The sequence below is a fragment of the Rathayibacter sp. PhB127 genome (assembly GCF_003751665.1).
In the GTDB taxonomy this organism is placed as follows: Bacteria; Actinomycetota; Actinomycetes; order Actinomycetales; family Microbacteriaceae; genus Rathayibacter; species Rathayibacter festucae.
In genome coordinates this window covers 672,021-688,939 of sequence record NZ_RKHW01000002.1, presented here as the reverse complement: position 1 = coordinate 688,939, position 16,919 = coordinate 672,021, and the positions used below count along the sequence as shown (strand labels likewise).

Here is a 16,919-nt window from a genome sequence, read left to right as displayed (position 1 = left end):
TCGAGGGCTACTCGATCAGCATGATGCGCACGCCCTCTGCGAGGGCTACTCGATCAGCATGCAGCGAGACCCGCCCTCAGCGCTGCAGCAGCCCGCGGTACAGGGCGTCCAGGCGCGCCGCCGCGGCCGCCCAGGTGTGGGCCGCCGCCCACTCCACGCCGCCGCGGCCGAGACGCGCGCGCTCGGCGTCGTCGGCGAGCAGCCGGCGGATCTCCGCCGCCCACACCGCCGGGTCGCCGGAGTCGATCAGCACGCCGCTCTCGCCGTCGCGCACCGCGTCGACCAGCCCGGTCGTCCGCCGGGCGAGCACCGGCGTCGCACTCGCCGCCGCCTCGAGCGCGATCAGCCCGAACGTCTCCGCCGCCGACGGCACCAGCGCGAGCCGCGCCCCGCGCAGCAGCGCCGCCGCCGTCTCGCGGTCGGCCACGCCCTCGAAGCGCACCCACTCGTCCACGCCGAGCTCCCGCGCCGCCGCGCGCACCTCCTCCAGGTACCCCTCGCGCCCCGGCGCCGGCCCGCCCGCCAGCCGCAGCAGCGGCCGCTCGCCCACCGGGATCCGCGCGAGCGCCTGCACCGCGAGTAGCTGCCCCTTCAGCGGCTGCACCCGCCCGAGCAGCACGATCTCCCGCGCGCGCTCGCCGGCCCCCGGCGAGAACCGCGCATCCACGCCCGGCGGCACGACCAGCACGCGTGCCGGATCCACCCCGTAGCCGTCCACGACGTCCGACCGCTCCGACGCTCCCGCGACCACCACCGCGTCCGCCGAGCCCAGCACCGAGCGCTCGGCGCGGATCCGCTCCTCCGGCTCCCGCACGTCGCCCGGCACGAGCCGCACGTTCTTCGCCAGCGAGTTCGAGTGCATCGAGTGCACGTGCGGAGCGCCGGTCAGCGCCCCCGCCAGCCCCGACACCCAGTAGTGCGAGTGCACGACGTCCGCACCCTCGGCCGCCGCCGCGAACGCCGGCGCGGAGGCGGCCAGCGCGTACTTGTCCGCCGCCTCGACCGGCACGCCGACCACCGTGACCCCCGGCGCGAGCCGCCGCACGCCCTCGCCGCGGGTGAGCACGGTGACCTCCCAGCCGAGCGCCGCGAGCTCGGGCAGCACCCCGGCGAGGTACACGTTCATCCCGCCGGCGTCGCCGGTCGAGGGCTGCTCGAGGGGCGAGGTGTGCGCCGAGACGATCGACAGGCGGGGCATCCGTCCATCGTAGGAGCGGGCGCGGAGGGCGCGGATCCCGCCCCGCGGCTCCCGGCGCCTCCGGAATCGGGTTGAATGGACGGATGCGCTCCGGTCGGTGCGCGGAGAGCGTGAGGTCCATGGCCCGCCAGAGTCCCCCCGAAGAGGTGCTGCCCCCCTCGGCCGCGCCCGGGGCCGAGGGCCGCGAACCCTTCAGCGAGCAGGACATCCGGGGACTCGTCGGCACCGCCGCCCTCGACAAGGGCGTCGCCTACGCCGACGAGGGCCGGGTCGCCGAGCTGCAGTGGTTCGGCGGGCGCACCCGGCTCTTCGGCCAGGTCCGCGGCTCCGGCCGCTCGCCCTACGCCGTGAGCGTTCAGCTGCGCGACGAGGGCGACCACTCGATCCTGCTCGGCGGCGCCTGCAGTTGCCCGGTCAAGCACGAGTGCAAGCACGTCGCCGCGGTGCTGATCGAGGCGCTGCGCCGCGAGCGCGAGGGCGCTCTGAGCGGCCCGTTCCCCGGCGAGGCCGCCGTCGACGCGGTCCCGGAGTGGCGCAGCGCCCTCGCGCCGCTGCTCGCGGGCGCCGAGCGCTCGCACTCCGGCATCCCGCTCGGCCTCCAGTTCGAGCTCCTCCCCGGCGAGCCCGTGCGCCGCCCGCCCGGCCGCTACAACAGCTACCGGCCGCCGCCCGAGCCGCGCCCGCGCCTCGGCGTCCGCCCGGTGCGGATGGGCGACCGCGACCGCTGGGTCCGCACCGGCACCAGCTGGCGCGACCTCGGCTACCTGCACTACAGCCACGACTACGACGAGCGACAGATCGACGTCGTCCGCGAGATGCAGGGCCTGCTCTCGGGGCACAGCGCCTCGAGCTACTACTCGCCCGACACCTGGCTCTACCTCGACCAGTGCCGGAGCGAGGCGATCTGGGCGGCCCTGCACGGCGCCGTCCGGGCCGGCATCGGCCTGGTCATGGGCGACCGCGACCAGACCCCGCTGAAGATCCTGGACACCACCGCGACCGCGTCCATCGACGTCACCCGCACCCCGGCCGGCCTCGAGCTGCGCTCGCTCGTCGCGATCGGCGACCACCCGGCTCCCGAGCACTTCGGCTTCATCGGCGACCCCGCCGTCGGCCTCTACATCTGGGACGAGGGTGACGAGCTGCGCGGCAAGGCCGTCACGCTCGTGCCGTTCGCCGCGCCGCTGGTCTCCTCCGCGCGCACCTTCCTCTGGAGCAACGAGCCGATCCGCATCCCGGAGCAGGAGGAGTCGGCGTTCCTCACCGAGCACTACCAGCGCCTGCACCGCCTCTTCGACATCGTCTCGCGCGACGGCTCCTTCGAGGCCCCGCCCGTCCCCGAGCCGCGGCTCGGCCTCACCCTCGAGCACACCGAGGGCGCGGGCCTGCGCGGCTCGTGGTGGTGGCGCTACGGCATCGAGGGCGGTCGCGGCACCGAGGCCGAGCGCCTGCCGCTGCGCCTGGACGACGAGTCCGGCTACCGCGACGCCGAGGCCGAGCAGCGGATCCTCGACTCGCTCGGCGGCGCCGGCATCGACCCGGAGTCGACGCCCGCCCTGGTCTCGCCGTCGAGCCGTCGCCTCCGCCCCACCTTCGACCTGCGCGGCATGCAGACCGTCGGCTTCCTCACCGGCGAGGTCGAGCGCCTGCGCGAGCTCGGCACCGTCGAGATCGAGGAGATCGGCCAGCGCGTCGAGTACCGCGAGGCCGAGACGGCGCCGGTCGTCGCCGTGCAGACGGTCGCGCAGCCGGACAGCCGCGACTGGTTCAACCTCGAGATCTCGGTCACGGTCAACGACGAGGCGGTCCCGCTCGCCGAGATCTTCCTCGCCCTGGCCCGCGGCGACGAGTACATGGTGCTGCCGAGCGGCGTCTACTTCGCGCTGGACGACGAGCGCTTCGGCCGCCTCCGCGAGCTGATCGCCGAGGCGCGCGAGCTCTCCGACGACCCCAGCGAGACGCTCCGGATCAGCCGCTTCCAGTCCTCGCTCTGGGACGAGCTCGTCGAGCTCGGCGTCGTCGAGGCGCAGGCCGCGGCCTGGCGCCGCTCGGTCGAGGGCCTCTCCGGCTTCACCGCGACCGGCGCCCTCGAGTCGCGCGCCCTCCCCGAGGGCTTCGCCGTCGAGCTGCGGCCCTACCAGCAGCTCGGCTACGACTGGCTCTCCTTCCTCTACGACAACCAGCTCGGCGGCGTCCTCGCCGACGACATGGGCCTCGGCAAGACCGTGCAGTCGCTCGCGCTCGTCACCCGGGTGATGCAGGAGCAGCGCGCGGCCGCCGCGAGCGCCGGCACCTCGCCCCGCCCGTTCCTCGTCGTCGCGCCGACGAGCGTCGTGCCCAACTGGGTCGGCGAGGCCAAGCGCTTCGCCCCGGACCTCCGCGTGGTCGGCATCGACGAGACCTCGAAGAAGAAGCGCAAGGCGCTGTCGACGATGATCGGCGAGGCCGAGCTGGTCGTCACCTCCTACGCCCTCTTCCGCCTCGACTACGAGTCCTACGCCGGCATCCAGTGGTCCGGCTTCCTGCTCGACGAGGCGCAGTTCGTGAAGAACCGCCAGTCGGCCACCCACCAGCTCGCGCGGCGCCTCGACGTGCCGTTCAAGCTCGCCATCACGGGCACGCCGATGGAGAACAACGTGATGGAGCTCTGGTCGCTGCTGTCGATCGTCGCTCCGGGCCTCTTCCCCTCGCCGGCCGGCTTCGCCGAGTACTACCAGAAGCCGATCGAGCGCGACGCCGACACCGAGCGCCTCAGCCAGCTGCGCCGCCGCATCCGCCCGCTGATGCTCCGCCGCACCAAGGAGCTCGTCGCCACGGAGCTGCCGCCCAAGCAGGAGCAGACCATCGAGGTCGAGCTCGGCACCCGCCAGCGCAAGGTCTACGACACCTACCTCGCCCGCGAGCGGCAGCGGGTGCTCGGCCTGATCGGCGACTTCGAGAAGAACCGCTTCGCGATCTTCCGCGCCCTGACCGTGCTCCGCCAGGTCGCGCTCGACGCGGCCCTGGTCGACGAGGCGCACGCAACGGTCCCGTCGACCAAGCTCGACCTGCTCGACGAGCTCCTCGCCGACGCGCTCGCCGAGGGGCACCGGGTGCTGGTCTTCAGCCAGTTCACCCGCTTCCTCGGCCGGGTGCGCGGCCGGCTCGACGCGGCCGGCGTCGAGTACGCCTACCTCGACGGCGCGACCAAGAAGCGTGACGAGGTCATCGACCGCTTCCGCTCCGGCGAGGCGGGCGTCTTCCTCATCTCGCTGAAGGCGGGCGGCTTCGGTCTCAACCTCACCGAGGCCGACTACTGCATCCTGCTCGACCCGTGGTGGAACCCGGCGACGGAGTCGCAGGCCGTCGACCGCGCGCACCGCATCGGCCAGACCCGCTCGGTGATGGTCTACCGGCTCGTCGCGAAGGACACCATCGAGGAGAAGGTGATGGCGCTCAAGGAGGCGAAGGCCGCCCTGTTCGCGGCCGTCATGTCCGACGACGGCGCGGCGGCGACCGGCGGCATCACCGCGGAGGACGTCCGGGAGCTGCTGGGCTGAGCGGCCCGGGCCGGCGCGGGTCCGGTCGGTGCGGGTCCGGTCGGCGCGGGTCCGGTCAGCAGGCCGGGTCCGCGAGCGCCTTCACGAACGCGCCGGTCTGGTAGACGTACTCGTAGGCCCAGTCGCCGAGCGTGTACGGCTCGCCGGAGGACACCATCGACAGCTCGCCGTCGAAGCAGCGGCCGAGCAGCAGCCGCGCCCGCGCGATGTGCGGGGTCTGCGTGATGACGACGACGCTGTCCCAGTGGTCCGCCCGCGCGTCGTCGGCGAGTGCGCGCGCCTCGCCCTGAGTCGTCCCGGGGTCGGCGGTGAAGCAGATCACCTCCATGTCCGGCTCGTCGCAGGCCACGACGTCGTTTTCGCCCGGAGCCGCGGCCAGATCCGACGCCCAGACCGAGATCACCAGGGTGTCGGCCACGCCCGCCTCGACGAGGTCGCGGCCGAGCTCGGTGCGCGCGCGGGTGGGCGGCCCGAGGACGAGCACCGCGTCGGCGTGCTCCGGCACCGGATCGATCGCGGGCAGAACGTAGACGGGGATCCCGGCGCCGACCACCAGCACGAGCGCGGCGAGGGCGCCGACGCCGAGGCGCCGTGCCAGCCGTCCTGCTCCCTGCATGCGTCTCCTCGCGAACCCCGGCGGTCACCGTACCCCAGGCAGGTGACGCCGGTGTTTCGGCGGAGCGCGGAGATCCGGCATCGCGGGGACCGCGTCCCGCGGCGCCCGCAAGCCCCCGATCACTCCTGGCAGTGCGTGGACCGAACTCTGACATCCTGTGTCTTCGGAGCACAGCACGGTGACTCGTGGCGCTCCCGCGACGCCGTGGCGGTCGCTCCTCCTCGACAGAAGGACAGGCGATGGCTGAACCGACACTGGTGGACGTCGCGCGCATCGCGGGGGTGTCCCGCGCCACCGCCGCTCGAGTGCTCGCGGGCAGGACCAACGTCGACGCCGGCATGGCCGCCGCCGTGGAGCGCGCCGCGAAGCAGCTGGGCTACGAGGCGAACGGCGCCGCCCGCATGCTGCGCGGGGGACGCGCGGGCTCGATCGCGCTGATCGTCGCCTTCGAGGATCTCGACCGCCTGCCCGGGACGATCCTCACGGCGGTCCTGAAGGGCGCCGCGGCGAGCCTGCACGCGCAGGGAATCCAGCCGGTCCTGCTGCCCGCGGACTACGACGACAGGGGCAGGGTCGCCCGGCTCCTCCGCACGCGCGCGGTCGACGGGGCCGTCGTGATCCTGCAGAACGAGATGACCCAGGTGACCCAGGAGCTGGCGGACTCTCCCGCGCCGATCGCCTGGGTGGGACGACCGCGGGTCGCCCTCGCGGACGACGCGCTCGTGATCGACGCGGACAACTACGGGGGAGGGAGGCTCGCCGCACGAGTGCTGGCCGAGTCCGGCCGTCGGCGACTCGGCATCATCACGGGCCCCCACGACATGAAGCCCGCCCGTGAGCGGCTGCGCGGCTGGCGCGACGAGCTGGAGCACCTGGGCATCGACTACGCGCCCCTCGCGCACGGTGCGTTCACGGTCGAGAGCGGCGTGACCGCGATGGTGCGCCTCCTGCAGCGCTACCCCGATCTCGACGGGATCTTCGCCTCCTCCGACCTGATGGCGCACGGCGCGATCCACGTCCTCCGGGCCGCCGGGCGGCGCGTGCCGACGGACGTCTCGGTCGTGGGCTTCGACGACGTCGTCATCGCGACCACGACGGACCCGCCGATCACGACGATCCGCCAGCCCCTCGCGGAGATGGGCCGCATCGCCGCCGAGACCGTCGTCGCCGTCCTGCAGGGACGCGAGGTCGACCGGCAGCGGATCTTGCCCGTCAGCCTGGTCCAGCGGGAATCCGCGTAGCGCAGGGGGCGTCCTCGAGCAGCGTGGCGCTCAGCGGCGACCGCCCGCTCAGTCCGCGACCAGCGACCGCAGCTCCCGCACCCCCGCGACCACGTCGGCACCGACACGCCCCGCCTGCACCGCGGCGCGCAGCGGCAGCGTCCGGTGCGGCCGCAGCAGCCGCCGCGCCGCCGTGCAGGGCAGCGCGAAGAGCGCGACGACGCCCGCATCGATCCCGTCGAGTCCGCCGTCGTCGCGACCGAAGACCAGCTCGCGTCCCTCGCGGGCGAGCTCCTCGGGCAGCGCCGCCTCGCCGACCGGCAGCCGCACGGAGGCGAGCACGGCGGCGGCGACGATCCGGCGGCGCAGCGGCCGGCCGATCGTGTCCGCGGCGAGCTCGCCGAAGAAGTCGGCGTGCCGCTCGAGGATCGCGGCGACGGTCTCGGCGAGGCGCTCCATCTCGGGGTGCAGCGACAGCCGCGCGAGGCGGCGGTAGGCGTGCAGCGCGATCTGCGCGTCGACCGCCAGCGCGAGGGCGACGGGCCCCGCGAGCAGCCGGGACGAGCGGTCGCGCAGCACCCGGCTCCTGACCACGGGCTCGGCCGGTCCGGTCTCGACGCCGCGGATCCGCGGCGAGGCCGCCAGCACCTCGCCGAGCGCGTCCGCGATCCGGTGCCGCTCGGCGGCCCAGGTCGTCGCGAACGACCGCACCCGCGGATCCGGATGCGCCCGCGCGAGCGGCAGCACCCGGACGACGGCCGCGTGCTCGAGGGCGCGGAGGTAGGCGGACGCGACGATCGCCTCGCGATCCAGCGGCGCCTCCTCGAACTCGCGGATCGAGAAGTGGTCGCGGAGGCTGCCGTGCGCGCTGCGCCGATAGCTCTCCACGTCGAACGGTTCCGCGATGCCCATGCTCCACCCGCCTTCGCCTCGACCGTACCGCCATCCCGGGCCCGGAACCTGAACGGCGGAAGGTCCGCCGCTGCCAGACTGGAGCCCGCGCGCCGCCCGGCCGCGGGACGGGGCGGAGATGGGGTCTCGCGGGTCCGCGGTCGCCGCGATCCTCCTCGCCGCGGTCTGCTTCGGCACCACCGGCACCGCGCAGTCGCTCGGCGCGCAGGGCGTCGATCCGCTGCTGCTCGGCGCCGCCCGGATCGTGCTCGGCGGGGCGCTGCTGGCCGCCCTGCTCGGCGTCGAGACGGCGCGCGCTCCCCGCCGCGCCGCCCGGAGGCCGCGCGTCTCGACGGTCCTGCTCGTCCTCCTCGGCGCGGCCGGCGTCGCCGCCTACCAGCCCGCCTTCTTCACCGGCACCGCCGAGAACGGCGTCGCGGTCGGCACGATCGTCGCGCTCGGCTCCGCCCCCGCCTTCACCGGACTGCTCGAGTGGCTCCTGCTGCGCTCCGTCCCGAGCCCGCGCTGGTTCGTCTCGACGGCGCTCGCCGCGGTCGGCGTCGTGCTGCTCGCCGGTCTGCTGACCGGCGGCGCCGCGGGCGGAGTCTCCGTGCTCGGTCTCGCGGGCTCGGCCGGAGCCGGTGCCGCCTACGCGCTCTACGCCGTCTGCGGCAAGCTGCTGCTCGAGCGCGGCTTCAGCCCGGCCGCCGCGATGGGCGCCCAGTTCGGCACCGCCGCGCTGCTCGCGCTGCCGGTCCTGCTCGCGGGCGACCCCGGACGCCTCGCCGGCTCCGTCCCCGCGGTGCTCTGGCTCGGCGTGGTGACCGTCGCGGTCGCCTACACCTTCTTCGCGCGCGGCTTGCGCCTCCTGCCCGCCGCCACGGTCTCGACGCTCACCCTCGTCGAGCCCGCCACCGCGACCCTCCTCGGCGTCGCCCTGCTCGGCGAGCGGCTGACCCCCGACGCGGTCGCCGGCATCGCCGTCCTGGTGCTCGCCGTGCTGCTCCTGGCGATGCCCGCGCGCCGGGGGAGTGCGCGCCGGGGGAGTGCGCGTCGCGAGAGGCCCGACATCGTCGCGCCTGAGGCGCCGTCGAGCCTCGCGGAGTAGCCTCTGCCCTGCCGCGGCGCCCGAGCGCCTCACCGATCGACGACGAGGGGGCGGATGAGATGACCAACCCCTGGCTCGCCCTGCCCGGCAGCGGTCGCCGCCGCCCGCTGGTCGAGGCCTCCTGGGAGCGGGCGCGCCGCCACCGCCTCGATCCCGAGCGCCTCACCGCCCCGCTGTCGTTCTCGAGCGACGAGCTGCGCGACTACCGGATGGGGCACCCGCTCGCCTCGGTGCTGCCCGTCATCCGGCGCCTCCTCGTCCGCGACGCCGACGAGGACAGCGGCGTGCTCGTCGCGGTCGGCGACGCCCTCGGGCGGCTGCTCTGGATCGACGGCGACCAGGCGCTGAAGAGCTCCGCCGAGCGGATGCTCTTCGTCGAGGGCGCGGCCTGGGCCGAGCCCGACGTCGGCACCTCCGCCCCCGGCACCGCCCTCGTCCTCGACCACGGCGTGCAGATCCACGGCGCCGAGCACTTCGCCTCCCTCGTCCACCCGTGGAGCTGCACCGCGGTGCCGATCCACGACCCGGAGACCCATGAGATCCTCGGCGTGATCGACATCACCGGCGGCGCCGAGGTCGTCGCCCCGCAGACCCTTCCGCTGATGGAGGCGACCGCGGCGGCCGTCGAGAGCCAGCTGATGGTGCAGCGGCTGCAGCGCCCGCGTCGCGCGCAGCCCCGCCGCTCGCCACCCCGACCGGCGGCGGCCCGCGCGCCGAGCCTGCGAGTCCTCGGCCGCGAGACCGGCGTCGTCACCGCCGACGGCGTCGAGCTCGACCTCTCCACCCGGCACGCCGAGATCCTCACCCTCCTCGCCTGGCACCGCGCGGGACTGTCCGCCGAGGCGCTCGCCCAGCTGCTCTACGGGCGGGAGGACGCGGTGGTCACGGTGCGCGCCGAGATGGTGCGCCTGCGCCGGATCCTCGAGCCGCGCCTCCCGCGGCTGGTGCCGCTCTCGCGCCCGTACCGCCTCGCCAGTCCGGTCGACCTCGACGCGCGCCAGGTGGTCGGCCTGCTCGATCGCGGCGCGCACCGGCTCGCCCTCGACGCCTACGCCGGCGCCCCGCTGCCCGGCTCCGAGGCCCCCGGCGTCCGCGCGATCGCCGACGAGCTGCGCGCCCGCGTCCGTGCCACCGTGCTCACCAGCGCCGCCGCGGAGACGCTGCTCGCCTACGCGCACGGGCCCGACGGCCACGACGACGCGGAGGTCTGGGCCGAGCTGCTGCGGATCCTGCCGCGCCGCTCGCCCCGCCGCGCCGGCATCGTCGCGCACCTCGAGGAGCTCGAGGCCGAGCAGCGCTGACCCGCACCCGGCCGCCGCCTCCGGCGCCGCGCGGCCGTGCAACGGCGTGCAACCTCCCGCGACGTACGGTCGGATCGAGCGCGACACCCCGCACTCACCCGACAACGACGTCGATGGAGGTCCACATGACGCTGTACGCCGACCCGGTAGCCGACCAGGCACCGAAGGAGCCGGAGTCCACGGTCTACGCCAATCCGGGCACGGAGGGATCCGTCGCCTCGTTCCGCTCCCGGTACGACCACTTCATCGGAGGCGAGTACGTCGCCCCCGCGAAGGGCCAGTACTTCGAGAACATCACCCCGATCACCGGGAAGCCCTTCTGCGAGATCGCCCGCGGCACCGCCGAGGACATCGACCGCGCGGTCGAGGCCGGCTGGAAGGCGTTCCCGAGCTGGGGCAAGACCAGCCCCGCCGAGCGCGCGAACGTCCTCCTGCGCATCGCCGACCGGATGGAGGCGAATCTCGAGCTGCTCGCGGTCGCCGAGACCTGGGAGAACGGCAAGCCGGTGCGCGAGACCCTCGCCGCCGACATCCCCCTCGCGATCGACCACTTCCGCTACTTCGCCGGCGCCCTGCGCGCCCAGGAGGGCGGTGTCTCCGAGATCGACCACGACACCATCGCGTACCACTTCCACGAGCCGCTCGGCGTGGTCGGCCAGATCATCCCCTGGAACTTCCCGATCCTGATGGCGGTCTGGAAGCTCGCCCCGGCGCTCGCTGCCGGCAACTGCATCGTCCTCAAGCCGGCCGAGCAGACCCCCGCGTCGATCCACGTGCTGATGGACCTGATCCACGACCTGCTGCCCGCCGGCGTCCTCAACATCGTCAACGGCTTCGGGATCGAGGCCGGAGCCCCGCTCGCCTCGCACCCGCGGATCCGCAAGATCGCCTTCACCGGCGAGACGACCACCGGCCGCCTGATCATGCAGTACGCGAGCGAGAACCTCATCCCCGTCACGCTCGAGCTGGGCGGCAAGAGCCCCAACGTGTTCTTCGCCGACGTGGCCGCCGAGCGCGACTCCTTCTACGAGAAGGCGCTCGAGGGCTTCTCGTTCTTCGCCCTCAACCAGGGCGAGGTCTGCACCTGCCCCTCCCGCGCCCTCGTGCAGAAGTCCATCTACGACGACTTCGTCGGCGACGGACTCGAGCGCGTCGGCCGGATCAAGCAGGGCAACCCGCTCGACGTCTCGACGATGATCGGCGCCCAGGCCTCCAACGACCAGCTGGAGAAGATCCTCTCCTACATGGACATCGGCAAGCAGGAGGGCGCGAAGCTGCTCATCGGCGGCGACCGCGCCGACCTCGGCGGTGAGCTCAGCGGCGGCTACTACGTCAACCCGACGGTCTTCGAGGGGCGCAACTCCATGCGCATCTTCCAGGAGGAGATCTTCGGCCCCGTCCTCGCCCTCACCTCGTTCGAGGACTTCGACGACGGCATCGCCATCGCCAACGACACCCTCTACGGCCTCGGCGCCGGAGTCTGGAGCCGCAACGGCGCTCAGCTCTACCGCGCCGGCCGCGCCATCGAGGCCGGCCGCGTCTGGTCCAACACCTACCACCAGTACCCGGCCCACGCGGCCTTCGGCGGCTACAAGCAGTCCGGCATCGGCCGCGAGAACCACAAGATGATGCTCGACCACTACCAGCAGACGAAGAACCTCCTCGTCAGCTACGCGGAAGGGCCCATGGGCTTTTTTTGAGCCGTCTTGCGGCGATTCCTCGCTCCGCTCGTCATCACCGCCGCGGTCGGCTTTCCGAGGTGGTCGCGCTGAGTGGAGCGGGGAGCGTCGCGCTACGCGAATCCGCTGGCACGCGGATTCGCGCTCCGCGCTCTCCCCTGCTGCCGCGCCGCGCGGGCGCGGTGAAAGACGCGGCGGCGGACCTTCATGTTGGTCGAGTAGCCCCGGAGGGGCGTATCGAGACCCGCCGTCTTCAGCGGAGCGGCTCTGCAGACTCGTCCTTCTGAGGCTGGTGGATCTCGATACGCCCGCTTCGCGGGCTACTCGATCAGCATGGGGGGCTTCCCCGCACCGACGAAGTGATCTCTCCTGAGGGACCACAGCACACACACACCCCCGAGAGGACACGGCCCATGGACAGCACGCGCGTCGACGTGACCGAGGCGGCAGCCGGCATGCTGCAGCGGATGAGCGAGCTGCACGGCCCGCTGATGTTCCACCAGTCCGGCGGCTGCTGCGACGGCAGCTCGCCGATGTGCTTCCCGGTCGGGATGTTCCGCACGGGGGCGTCCGACGTGCTCGTCGAGACGCTGCACGTCGACGGCCTCGAGCCGATCGAGTTCTACATGTCGCGGACCCAGTTCGAGTACTGGAAGCACACCCACCTCACCGTCGACCTGGTCGACGGGCGGGGGAGCGGCTTCAGCGTCGAGGCGCCCGAGGGCAAGCGCTTCATGATCCGCAGCCGCCTCCTCACCGACGCCGAGCTGGTCGAGTTCGGCCTCCTGCCGGCCGCCGCCGTCCAGCTCTGACCCCCTCGGTCGCAGAGAATCGCCCGCCTTGAGAATATACCCCCCGGGGGTATGTTGAACCACGGTGACCGACACCGAGGGAGCATCGATGACCGACGCCGCGCACGACCACAGCACCCACTCCGCCTCCGCCACGACGTCCTGGCGGACCGCCGCCACGGCGACTCTGCACTGCCTCACCGGCTGCGCCATCGGCGAGGTCCTCGGCATGGTGCTCGGCACCGCGCTCGGGCTGCACAACCTCGGCACCGTCGTGCTCTCCATCGTGCTCGCCTTCGCCTTCGGCTACGCCCTGACGATGCGCGGAGTGCTCCGCGCGGGGGTCTCCTGGCGCGCCGCCGTCGGCATCGCCCTCGCGGCCGACACCGTCTCGATCGCCGTGATGGAGGTCATCGACAACACGGCGATGCTGGCGATCCCCGGCGCGATGGACGCGGGACTCGCGACCGGCCTCTTCTGGGGCTCCCTCGCCGGCTCGCTCGCCCTGGCCTTCGTGGTCACCACCCCGGTCAACCGCTGGCTGATCAGCCGCGGCAGGGGCCACGCGGTCGTGCACCGCTTCCACCACTGAGAGCCGACGGGGGCGGGACGCCGCTCCGGCGCCCCGGCGGCGGCGCGGCTCCGACCTCGAGCCGCACCGCCACCGGCCTCACGCCCCGCAGCCGCCGATCGTCAGCACCGGGTGCTCGTTCAGCGTGATGTCCACCACGGTCCCCTGGTCGGCGGCGATCCGGAACCACAGGGTCCGCCCGGAGCCGTCGCTCAGCGCGTAGAGGGCGTCACCGGCGACCGGATCCGCCGGGGTGATCCCCGGATAGGCCGCCAGGAGCTCCTGCTCGGTCGAGCCGATCCCGATCCCCTCCGCCGTGCGCGGGAACGCGGCTGCCGCCCGCGTCGCGTCGGTCCCGTAGCCGAAGACGTTCAGGAGGGTGACCCTGCCCGGCTCGTCGGAGACCGCCATGATCCAGGCCTGAGGATTCTCCGCGGAACCCCGCCGATCGGAGCGGCACTCCTCGATCCCGAAGTCGTACGGCACGAGAGCGGTCGTGTCGAGGGCGGCGGAGGCGGACTCGCTGCTCCCGCCGAACGCGATCGGCCCGATGCCGTCGAACCCGATCACCCAGGCGGACAGGTCGGCGGCCGCCGCGGTCTCCGCCGGCACGGGGGTCGGCGCCGGCACGGGCGCGGCGGTGGCGGTGGCCGTCGGCGTCGCGATCGGTGTCGGTGTCGGGACGGGCTCCGGCGTCGCCGTCTCGACGTGCGCCGGCTCCGGAGGGTCGAACGCGCCGGTCAGGGCGACCGCCACCCCGCCGCCGGAGAGCAGCACGGCCGCCGTCACGAGGCCGACGAGGAAGGAGGCGCGGTGGCGTAGCGGCCGCCGAGCCCGGTCGGCACGGGCGTTCTCGACGATCATGCGACGGAAGGCGCGGTCGCGCTCCGGATCGATCACGGGCTTGTCGTTCATCGTGCACCTCCATCGGTGGCTGCGTCGGCGGTGAGATCGGAGATCAGCCCTGCGAGCTTCCCCTTGGCCCGGGAGAGCCGGGACTTGACCGTTCCCTCGGGGACGCCGAGCACCGCGGCGGCGTCGGCGACGGGCATCTCGGCGATGACGCACAGCGACAGCACGTCCTGGTCGCGGAGGCCGAGGGCTCCGAACGCCAGGCGGATCGCCTCGCGTCGCGGCTCGTCGTCGATCCGCCGGTCGGAGTCGCCGGAGAAGTCGTCCTGGTGCTCCGGCTCGGGCAGGCGCCCGAGAGCCAGCCGGTGCCGGCGTGCCGACCGTCCGGCGTTCCGGGCGACGTTGTTCGTCGTGGCGAGCAGCCAGGGGAGCGGCGACCCGTCGACGAGCCGGACGGACGCCCGGCGGCGCCACGCCTCCAGGAAGACGAGCGCCGTCACGTCCTCGGCGTCGTGCAGGGCGCGGGTGTGGCGGAGCGCGTGCCAGAACACGCGCTGCCGGAAGGCGTCGTAGAGGCGGCCGAAGTCGTCGGGGTCACCCGAGAGCGCGGTCGCCCACGACACTCCGGCTTCTCGAGGCGGTGAGGAAGCGGTCATGCTCAGAGATGTCCGATCGGGCGGAACGGTTCCCTCCGTCGCGACGGCGTGTCGCGGGTCCGCTCCTCGTCGAGGTGGTGGCGGCCGGTGGGTCTCAGCCGGTGGGCGGCGCGGCGGCGGGCGGGGGCGAGGCGGGCGGGGGTGAGGCGGCCGGGGGCGGAGTGCCGGTGCTGAGGGTGACGCCGACGAGGGAGCCCTTGTCGACCGTCGTGCCGGCCGCGGGAACCGTGCCGGCGACCGCCCCCTGCGGCTGGGTCGAGTCCACCTGCGTGATCGACCCGACCGTGAAGCCGGCGTCGGTGAGCGTCCGGGTCGCGCTGTCGCTGGTGCGGCCCGAGAGATCGGGCACGACGACCTGCGGCGCCGCGATCATCGCCGGATCGGCGGCGGCGAAGTCCGACCCGCCGTAGAGCGAGTCGATCTCGGTCATCAGCGGCTTCCAGATCCGGTGGCGCGCGCTCGGCGCCCACCCGCTCGCGAAGTCGATCGACTCCAGGTTCACCCGCGAGCCGCTGTCCTGCGCCTTGATGCTGCCCACCCAGACGGCGAGCGAGACGGAGCTCGAGGCGCCGAGCGCCCAGGTGTCGGCGGAGTTGTCCGAGGTCCCGGTCTTGGTGATGTGCTGGACGCCGTCCTTCGGGTCGGCCTGCGTGCCGGTGCCCTCCGCGGTCACCCTGAGCATCGCGTACTGCATCGCCCGGGCAACCGACGACGAGACCGCCCGCGTGCACTCCGACTCGCTCGGCGGGATCGGGACGCCGTCCGGTCCGGTGATCTCGGTGATCACGACGGGGGTGCAGCGCCTCCCGTCGTCCGCGATCGCCGCGTAGGCGACGGCCATCGTCATCGGCGCGACCTCGTTCGTGCCGATGACCGACGCGGCCGACTGGCTCAGTGCGCCGCCGTCCGCCCGGTGGATGCCGAACGACTCGGCGGTCGTGCGGATCCTGCAGAGATCGAGCAGGTGCGACATCCCGGTGTAGCCCGTGTTCAGCGACCAGATCGTCGAGTTCAGCGCGGTCTGCGTGTCGGAGTAGCCGCCGTCGCCGGCGTTCTTCGGGTTGTAGGAGGCGTAGTCCTGCCTCCCCTCGCAGCTGTCCGTGAAGCCGGTCCAGTTCTTCCGCTTCGAGTCGAACTGCTCGAGCAGCGTGTGCCCGGACCGCAGCCACTCCGCGAGGGTGAAGACCTTGTAGCCGGAACCGGGCTGGAAGCCGTTGCCACCGCCCATGTCCGCGTCGACGTTGAGGTTGATCGCCGAGTACTCCGGTCCGCTCGCGATGACGTCCGGGTCCTGGCTGTAGCGCTTGTTCTGCACCATCGTCAGCACCTTCCCCGTCCCCGTCTGCACGGCGACGGCGGTCGCGCCGACGTCGAAGCGCGGGTCCGAGGCGGGGATCTGCTCGTCCATCAGCGCCTGCGCGGTCTCCTGCAGCCCGAGGTCGATCGTGGTGTAGACCTTGAGCCCGCCGCGCTTGAGCGCCGCGTAGCGCTCGTCGGCGGTGTCGCCGAGGGCGGGGTCGTCGCGCAGCACGTGCGAGACGTAGTCGCAGAAGTAGGCGGCGCTGCCCGCGGTCTGGCAGCCGGTCGACGGGGGAGTGATGACCGGCTCGATCGGCGCCGCCTGCGCGCTGTCGTGGGTCGCTTCGTCGATCTTCCCGTACTCGAGCATCCGGTCGAGGATGTAGTCGCGCCGGCTCGTGGTCAGCGCGTAGCCGTTCGCCTCGCCGTTGTCGGGATCGTCCGGGCGGTCGAAGCGGAACTTCTCCGGGTTGTTGACGATCGCCAGCAGCGCGGCCGACTGCCCGATCGAGAGGTCGGCGGCGTGGACGCCGTAGTAGTACTCGGCCGCGGCCTCGATGCCGTAGACGGTGCCGCCGAAGAGCGCGATGTTGAGGTAGCCGAGGAGGATCTCGTCCTTCGAGTACTCCTTCTCCACCCCGATCGCGAGCCGCATCTCCTTCAGCTTGCGCTCGGGAGTCGTCGCGGTCGCCTCCGCGTAGGCCGCGTCCCGCTCGCTCTCGTCGCTGATCGACTCGGCCTTCTGCACGAGGACGTTCTTGACGTACTGCTGCGTGATCGAGGAGCCGCCCTGCGGCGCCGCGTCGAGGAGGTAGGTGCTGGCGACGGCGCGCAGGGTCCCCTGCAGGTCGATGCCGCCGTGCTCGTAGTAGCGCGGGTCCTCGCTCGAGACCAGGGCGTCGAAGACCGGCGCCGCGATCTGGTCGGCGGTGACCTCGATGCGGTTCTGGTCGTAGAAGGAGGCGAGGAGCGTCGGGTCGTCGGGGTCGCCCGCGTAGACGTCCGTCTTCTGCATCAGCTCGCCGACCTCGAGGTAGCTCGGCAGCGACTGGAACGCCGAGATCGTGCTCGAGGTGGCGGCCCCGGTGAGCGCGAAGGCCGGCGCCACCACGACGGTCGCGAGCAGCCCGGCCAGCACGCTGACGATCACGAATCCGAACAGCGCGCCGAGAGCCCCGTGGACGGTGCGACGGGGCTG

At 73.3% G+C, this 16,919-nt stretch carries 13 protein-coding genes; 7 read left to right on the top strand and 6 right to left on the bottom strand.

The window, feature by feature from the left end; genetic code table 11:
• Window positions 1-76: 76 nt before the first annotated feature.
• Entirely contained in the window at window positions 77-1,198 is a 1,122-nt protein-coding gene (locus EDF22_RS13535) for a glycosyltransferase (RefSeq protein WP_123705385.1), read from the bottom strand.
• Window positions 1,199-1,317: 119 nt separating this feature from the next.
• Between EDF22_RS13535 and EDF22_RS13530 the strand changes: the two genes are divergently transcribed.
• Window positions 1,318-4,737: a DEAD/DEAH box helicase gene (locus EDF22_RS13530; protein ID WP_185038923.1), complete on the top strand. Its 3,420-nt coding sequence runs from the start codon at window positions 1,318-1,320 to the stop codon at window positions 4,735-4,737.
• A 55-nt stretch (window positions 4,738-4,792) separates the two neighbouring features.
• Here the strand turns inward: EDF22_RS13530 and EDF22_RS13525 are convergent, their stop codons facing one another.
• The gene (locus EDF22_RS13525) at window positions 4,793-5,353 is read right to left on the bottom strand and encodes a hypothetical protein (RefSeq protein WP_123705383.1); all 561 of its coding nucleotides are present in this window, start codon (window positions 5,351-5,353) and stop codon (window positions 4,793-4,795) included.
• A gap of 239 nt (window positions 5,354-5,592) precedes the next feature.
• Between EDF22_RS13525 and EDF22_RS13520 the strand changes: the two genes are divergently transcribed.
• Window positions 5,593-6,594: a LacI family DNA-binding transcriptional regulator gene (locus EDF22_RS13520; protein ID WP_123705382.1), complete on the top strand. Its 1,002-nt coding sequence runs from the start codon at window positions 5,593-5,595 to the stop codon at window positions 6,592-6,594.
• A 48-nt stretch (window positions 6,595-6,642) separates the two neighbouring features.
• Here the strand turns inward: EDF22_RS13520 and EDF22_RS13515 are convergent, their stop codons facing one another.
• Window positions 6,643-7,485, bottom strand: coding sequence for a ferritin-like domain-containing protein (locus EDF22_RS13515; RefSeq protein WP_123705381.1), 843 nt, complete (start codon window positions 7,483-7,485; stop codon window positions 6,643-6,645).
• A gap of 118 nt (window positions 7,486-7,603) precedes the next feature.
• Here EDF22_RS13515 and EDF22_RS13510 point away from each other — a divergent pair, with 118 nt between their 5' ends.
• The 5 genes from EDF22_RS13510 (at window position 7,604) to EDF22_RS13490 (ending at window position 12,935) form a co-directional block, all read left to right on the top strand.
• Entirely contained in the window at window positions 7,604-8,572 is a 969-nt protein-coding gene (locus tag EDF22_RS13510) for a DMT family transporter (protein WP_123705380.1), read from the top strand.
• A 59-nt stretch (window positions 8,573-8,631) separates the two neighbouring features.
• Entirely contained in the window at window positions 8,632-9,873 is a 1,242-nt protein-coding gene (locus tag EDF22_RS13505) for a helix-turn-helix domain-containing protein (protein ID WP_123705379.1), read from the top strand.
• A 125-nt stretch (window positions 9,874-9,998) separates the two neighbouring features.
• Complete coding sequence (locus EDF22_RS13500) at window positions 9,999-11,573, top strand: aldehyde dehydrogenase family protein (protein WP_123705621.1); 1,575 nt, start codon at window positions 9,999-10,001, stop codon at window positions 11,571-11,573.
• 392 nt (window positions 11,574-11,965) lie between these two features.
• Window positions 11,966-12,364 (top strand): DUF779 domain-containing protein, encoded by a 399-nt coding sequence (locus EDF22_RS13495; RefSeq protein ID WP_123705378.1) that lies wholly within the window; start codon window positions 11,966-11,968, stop codon window positions 12,362-12,364.
• 64 nt (window positions 12,365-12,428) lie between these two features.
• The gene (locus EDF22_RS13490; protein ID WP_260303453.1) at window positions 12,429-12,935 is read left to right on the top strand and encodes a DUF4396 domain-containing protein; all 507 of its coding nucleotides are present in this window, start codon (window positions 12,429-12,431) and stop codon (window positions 12,933-12,935) included.
• Between the two features lie 78 nt (window positions 12,936-13,013).
• Here EDF22_RS13490 and EDF22_RS13485 read toward each other — a convergent pair whose 3' ends face one another.
• From EDF22_RS13485 to EDF22_RS13470, 3 genes are all read right to left on the bottom strand, one after another.
• Window positions 13,014-13,829 carry a hypothetical protein gene (locus EDF22_RS13485; protein WP_123705377.1) on the bottom strand — a complete coding sequence of 272 codons (816 nt, stop codon included), beginning with the start codon at window positions 13,827-13,829 and terminating at the stop codon, window positions 13,014-13,016.
• Window positions 13,826-14,389: an RNA polymerase sigma factor gene (locus EDF22_RS13480; RefSeq protein WP_243732833.1), complete on the bottom strand. Its 564-nt coding sequence runs from the start codon at window positions 14,387-14,389 to the stop codon at window positions 13,826-13,828. The genes EDF22_RS13485 and EDF22_RS13480 overlap by 4 nt, the downstream gene beginning before the upstream one ends.
• A gap of 127 nt (window positions 14,390-14,516) precedes the next feature.
• On the bottom strand, window positions 14,517-16,871 hold the full coding sequence (locus EDF22_RS13470) for a penicillin-binding protein (RefSeq protein ID WP_123705376.1): 2,355 nt from the start codon (window positions 16,869-16,871) through the stop codon (window positions 14,517-14,519).
• Between the last annotated feature and the right edge of the window lie 48 nt (window positions 16,872-16,919).

What these genes read in the sequence shown, in the direction of transcription:
- EDF22_RS13535 (WP_123705385.1), bottom strand. Translation starts at nt 1,198, where the DNA reads ATGCCCCGCCTGTCGATCGTCTCGGCGCACACCTCGCCCCTCGAGCAG.
- EDF22_RS13530 (WP_185038923.1), top strand. Translation starts at nt 1,318, where the DNA reads ATGGCCCGCCAGAGTCCCCCCGAAGAGGTGCTGCCCCCCTCGGCCGCG.
- EDF22_RS13525 (WP_123705383.1), bottom strand. Translation starts at nt 5,353, where the DNA reads ATGCAGGGAGCAGGACGGCTGGCACGGCGCCTCGGCGTCGGCGCCCTC.
- EDF22_RS13520 (WP_123705382.1), top strand. Translation starts at nt 5,593, where the DNA reads ATGGCTGAACCGACACTGGTGGACGTCGCGCGCATCGCGGGGGTGTCC.
- EDF22_RS13515 (WP_123705381.1), bottom strand. Translation starts at nt 7,485, where the DNA reads ATGGGCATCGCGGAACCGTTCGACGTGGAGAGCTATCGGCGCAGCGCG.
- EDF22_RS13510 (WP_123705380.1), top strand. Translation starts at nt 7,604, where the DNA reads ATGGGGTCTCGCGGGTCCGCGGTCGCCGCGATCCTCCTCGCCGCGGTC.
- EDF22_RS13505 (WP_123705379.1), top strand. Translation starts at nt 8,632, where the DNA reads ATGACCAACCCCTGGCTCGCCCTGCCCGGCAGCGGTCGCCGCCGCCCG.
- EDF22_RS13500 (WP_123705621.1), top strand. Translation starts at nt 9,999, where the DNA reads ATGACGCTGTACGCCGACCCGGTAGCCGACCAGGCACCGAAGGAGCCG.
- EDF22_RS13495 (WP_123705378.1), top strand. Translation starts at nt 11,966, where the DNA reads ATGGACAGCACGCGCGTCGACGTGACCGAGGCGGCAGCCGGCATGCTG.
- EDF22_RS13485 (WP_123705377.1), bottom strand. Translation starts at nt 13,829, where the DNA reads ATGAACGACAAGCCCGTGATCGATCCGGAGCGCGACCGCGCCTTCCGT.